This is a genomic window from Mesorhizobium sp. M7A.F.Ca.US.010.02.1.1, assembly GCF_004023085.1.
In the GTDB taxonomy this organism is placed as follows: domain Bacteria; phylum Pseudomonadota; class Alphaproteobacteria; order Rhizobiales; family Rhizobiaceae; genus Mesorhizobium.
The window spans coordinates 1-1,037 of the sequence record NZ_RZRV01000108.1 but is presented as its reverse complement, the minus strand read 5'-3'; the positions used below and the strand labels follow the sequence as shown (position 1 = coordinate 1,037).

Sequence of the window (1,037 nt, the reverse complement as noted above, 5' to 3'; positions counted from 1 at the left end):
TGTGGAGCTTCAACAGGTTGTCCTCGATCAGGGCGAGGCGACTGATAGGCGTTTTTGACTTTAGGCTGCCATGTGGACGATGCCAATTGTATCTGTGCAGCCAGACAGGCAGTTCGGCGGCACGATGATCGGATGTCGGATAGGCAATGGCGTAGGCCCATTCGCGCAGTGCTGTCTGGATGAAGCGCTCGGCCTTGCCATTGGTCTTGGGCGTATAGGGTCTTGTCGTGACGTGCTTGAGGCCGAGATCGCGGCAGGCCTTGGCGAAGGCCTTTGATCTGTAGCAGGAGCCGTTGTCGGTCATGACGCGGGCTATCGTGACGCCGAGGCTGGCGTAATAGGCGACCGCGGCCTTGAGGAAGGCGATGGCGCACTCCTTTTTCTCGTCGGGCAGGATTTGCGAGAAGGCGATGCGGGACGCGTCGTCGATGCAGACATGGACGAACTCCCAGCCGGCGCCGCGCGACTTGCCCTTTTGCGGATCGCCGGTGATACGATGGCCGACTTGGCTGAAGCGGCCGAGCTTCTTGATGTCGATATGGATCATCTCGCCGGGATGCTCCCGCTCGTAGCGCCGGACCGGTTCGGCCGGCTCGATATCCCTGAGCCGCGACAGCCCGGCACGCTTGAGAACCCGGCTGACGGTGGCGGGCGAGACGCCGACCTCATGGGCGATGTGCTTGCCGGTCAGCCGCTGGCGACGCAAGGCTGCGATGCGCTCGGCCACGGACTGTTCGGTCAGGCTCGGCATGACGGTGGGCCGCGACGAGCGGTCGACCATGCCGGCCCGCCCTTTGGTCTTATAGCGCTCGACCCAGCGCGCCACGATCTTGGCCGACACGCCATAGACGCGCGCCGCATGGGCTTTGGAAAAAGCGCCTTCTATCACCGATAACGCCATCTCCTCTCGACGCAGCGGTGTGAGACGGGCATTCTTGTGGATGTTCATTCGGACCCTCCGATGGATGCTGAAGCGTGGTAACTCCAGTCTCCTCGGTCCGGTCCGAATGGACAACCTCTCGAAAGCTCACACCTAG

At 62.4% G+C, this 1,037-nt stretch carries 1 protein-coding gene; it reads right to left on the bottom strand.

From position 1 onward, the window contains the following. A partial coding sequence (locus EOA19_RS34930; RefSeq protein WP_095770220.1) for an IS481 family transposase occupies positions 1-949 on the bottom strand: 949 nt, incomplete at its 3' end. Positions 950-1,037 lie beyond the last annotated feature (88 nt).